Raw genomic sequence first — 3,695 nt, forward strand, 5'->3', positions numbered from 1 at the left:
GTAAGCGCGCGGTGAACCCATCTTGAAGTGACTCTCTCCGTCTCGCAACATCGTGTGCACGCAACCCATCGTGCACACCATGCTCAAAGACTCAGACATTGCGAGATACACCGCTCGGCGCACCCACCGGACCTACACCCCAGCCTTCAAGGCGGAGCTGGTTGCCGCCTGCCTGGAACCGGGAACTTCCATCGCGGCCCTGGCCAACAGCCATGGCATGAACGCCAATGTGCTGCACCGCTGGCTCAAAGAGCATGCACGCACCGGATGCCACCAGCGCATCGAACCGCAACCGCCCTGCACACCAGCCCCATCAACCTCGATGCCAGAGTTCATCCCCCTGCGCCTGCCCAGTGTCACGTCGGAGGCCGTTGCGGTCGAGCTCAAGGTCGAGCTGCGCAAGGGGCCTCTGTCGATGAGCATCACGTGGCCCATGCACGCAGCGGCCGATTTTGCGCACTTTGCGCAGTGGGCGGCGGCGGTGCTCAAGTGATTCGCATCGACGCCGTTTGGCTGGCCATCACGCCCATGGACATGCGTGCAGGCACTGAGACGGCTTTGGCGCGGGTGGTGGCGGTGTTCGGTGCAGCACACCCGCACACGGCCTACCTATTTGCCAACAAGCGCGGCACGCGTTTGAAGGTGTTGGTACACGATGGCATGGGCATCTGGCTGGCCGCACGCCGGTTGCACCAAGGCCGCTTCCATTGGCCCTCACCGGGCGGCACGGCGCAGCAATCTCTTCAACGTGAGCAACTCGACGCCCTCGTGCTGGGCCTACCGTGGCAGCGTCTCGGTGAGGCTGGCGTCATCACCCTCATCTGACGCGTGACGTGGCGGTGACCATCAATCGGGAGATGTGCCGATAGCTGGGCAGGGCTTGGTTTGGCAGACTCTGCCTCATGGACGTTGCCACCGACACGCTCTCCCATCTGAACGCAGACGAACTGCGTGAGATGGTGCAGTCGCTGCGCCAAACGGTCTCCTTCAAACAAGCCACCATCGACAAGCTCACGCATGAGAACGCGCTGCTCAAGCGGCTGAAGTTTGCGGCGCAGTCCGAGCGCTTCAGCGCCGAGCAACGAAGCCTGCTGGAAGAAACGCTGGATGAGGACACGCAGGCCGTTCATGACGAGATGGCTGAACTCAACACAGAACCTATACCGGCGCGCGTCAAAGACCAGCCGAAGCGCCAACCCTTGCCAGCAAACTTGCCGCGCATCGACATTCGCCACGAGCCAGATTCGACCACCTGCCGTTGCGGCTGTCAGATGCAACGCATAGGAGAAGATGTGGCCGAGAAGCTGGACTACCAGCCGGGTGTCTTCAGTGTCGAGCGCCATCTGCGTGGGAAATGGGCCTGCGCCCAGTGCGAGACCCTGGTGCAGGCGCCCGTGGCGGCGCACGTCATCGACAAAGGCATCCCGACTACCGGGCTATTGGCGCAGGTGCTGGTGGCCAAGTTCGCCGACCACTTGCCGCTGTACCGCCAGGAGGCCATCTTTGGCCGTGCCGGATTGGCCATTCCTCGCTCGACGCTGGGCGCCTGGGTGGGCAGTTGTGGGGTGCAACTCCAGCCGCTGGTGGACGCCTTGAAAGCAGACATCCTGAAGCACCGCGTGGTGCACGCCGATGAGACACCGGTGCAGATGCTCCAACCAGGACACGGCAAGACCCACCGCGCCTACCTGTGGGCGTACGCCGCCGGTGCGTTCGACGACACCAAGGCGGTGGTGTATGACTTCTGTGCATCACGCGCCGGAGAAAACGCCAAAGCCTTCTTGGGCACTTGGCGCGGGAGCCTTGTATGTGACGACTTCAGTGGCTACAAACAGCTCATGGCGCAGGGTGTCACCGAGGTCGGTTGCCTGGCCCATGCCCGGCGCAAATTCTTTGACTTGCACACGGCGACCAAGAGCCCGGTGGCGCAACGGGCGTTGGAGCACATCGCGCAGGTCTATGAGATTGAGCGAGAACTCAAAGCCTGCAGCGCCGACGAGCGTCAACGGGCACGCCAAGAGCACTCAAAACCGCTGCTCGATACGTTGCACGCGTGGCTGCTGTCAACCCGGCAGAAGGTCACGGATGGCACGGCAACAGCCAAAGCGCTGGACTACAGCCTGCGGCGTTGGCAGGCGTTGACCCGCTTTGTCGACGACGGGCAACTGCCCGTCGACAACAACCACATCGAGAACCAAATCCGACCGATAGCCATAGGGCGTAACAACTGGCTGTTCGCCGGTTCGTTGCGGGCCGGTCAACGCGGCGCGGCTGTGATGAGCCTGATTCAAAGCGCCCGGCTCAATGGTCACGACCCGTACTCTTATATCAAAGATGTGCTGACGCGCCTGCCAACCCAACGGGCCAGCTTGATACATGAGCTGTTGCCGCATCGCTGGCAGCCGATAAGCTGCCCTCCTTAGCCAAGTACGGCTGTTCGTCTCACGGACCATGACGATGAAGCGCAGGCTTCAGGGCGTGATTGTCCAGCCGACAGCCGCCGCAAGCGCCACGACCAGCACAGGCGACTGACGCCCATAAACCAGCAAGCCGAAGGCGGCCAGGGCCAGCCCGAAATCGGCGCGAGAATGGATGGCACTCGTCCATACCGGGTCGTACAGCGCGGCTGCCAAAACGCCAACCACCGCCGCATTGACACCCGCCATCGCGCGCTGCACACCGTAGCGCTGGCGCAGCGGCTCCCAGAACGGCAGCGCGCCGGCCACCATCAGGAACGCGGGAACAAAGATAGCAACGAGGAGCGCCAGACCACCGACCCAACCTCCCAATGTTCCTGTCATCACTGCCCCGAGGTAAGCGGCGAAGGTGAACAAGGGACCGGGCACGGCTTGGGCGGCACCGTATCCGGCGAGGAAGGCATCGTTGGTGACCAGGCCAGCGGGGACGACACTCGCCTGCAGCAGCGGCAACACCACATGCCCGCCGCCGAACACGAGTGCGCCCGCTTGGTAGAACGACGAGATGGCCGACAGTGCTGGTGACCGAACAGCAGCCGCCAAAACCGGCAACAGCACGAGCAAGAAGCCGAACATCAACAGCAGCGCCGCGCCTGTCCGTTTGCTGACGCCATAGTCGCGATGCTCTGCTCCAGGCAGGTGTCCGAGTTGCACCGCCCATCGTCCGGCAATGCCGCCTGCGACGATGGCGCCGACCTGACCAATCGCCGACGGAACGGCCAGCACGAGCAGGGCGGCGCCGATGGCGACGCCAGCCCTCAGACGGTCCGGACAAAGAGTCTTGGCCATGCCCCATACGGCCTGTGCGACGATGGCAACTGCAACGACCTTGAGACCGTGGACCGCACCTGATTGAGCTAGCGCGGTCCATTGGGTGACGCCCAACGCGAACAGGATAAGGGCGACGGCGGACGGAAGAGTGAAACCGACCCACGCGAAAAACGCCCCCAACCACCCTGCGCGCCCAAGGCCCAGCGCGATGCCAACTTGGCTGCTGGCGGGACCCGGCAGAAACTGACAGAGCGCGACTAGGTCGGAGTAGTTCCTGTCGTCCAGCCACGCCCGACGCTCAACGAACTCTGTGCGGAAGTACCCGAGGTGAGCGACGGGCCCACCGAAGGAGGTCAGCCCGAGCTTCAAGAAGGCCAGGAAGACCTCGATGGCCGAGCCTTGTGGCGCAGTAGCGCCTGTCGGCAAAGCGTCGGCCAGTGCAGCATC

4 protein-coding genes are annotated in these 3,695 nt (G+C 63.4%); 3 read left to right on the forward strand and 1 reads right to left on the reverse strand.

The features are described from left to right. Positions 1 to 79 precede the first annotated feature (79 nt). From ACCQ08_RS25905 to ACCQ08_RS25915, 3 genes are all read left to right on the forward strand, one after another. Complete coding sequence (locus ACCQ08_RS25905) at positions 80 to 493, forward strand: transposase (RefSeq protein WP_373451373.1); 414 nt, start codon at positions 80 to 82, stop codon at positions 491 to 493. Then, positions 490 to 825: an IS66 family insertion sequence element accessory protein TnpB gene (gene tnpB / locus ACCQ08_RS25910; RefSeq protein ID WP_076195897.1), complete on the forward strand. Its 336-nt coding sequence runs from the start codon at positions 490 to 492 to the stop codon at positions 823 to 825. The genes ACCQ08_RS25905 and tnpB overlap by 4 nt, the downstream gene beginning before the upstream one ends. A gap of 77 nt (positions 826 to 902) precedes the next feature. Continuing rightward, positions 903 to 2,423, forward strand: coding sequence for an IS66 family transposase (locus ACCQ08_RS25915; protein ID WP_373451374.1), 1,521 nt, complete (start codon positions 903 to 905; stop codon positions 2,421 to 2,423). Positions 2,424 to 2,471: 48 nt separating this feature from the next. On the opposite strand, the gene chrA is transcribed toward ACCQ08_RS25915, so the two are convergent. Continuing rightward, positions 2,472 to 3,686 carry a chromate efflux transporter gene (chrA, locus tag ACCQ08_RS25920; protein WP_373451375.1) on the reverse strand — a complete coding sequence of 405 codons (1,215 nt, stop codon included), beginning with the start codon at positions 3,684 to 3,686 and terminating at the stop codon, positions 2,472 to 2,474. Positions 3,687 to 3,695 lie beyond the last annotated feature (9 nt).

The organism is Comamonas sp. SY3, from assembly GCF_041730275.1.
Lineage (GTDB): Bacteria > Pseudomonadota > Gammaproteobacteria > Burkholderiales > Burkholderiaceae_C > Comamonas > Comamonas sediminis.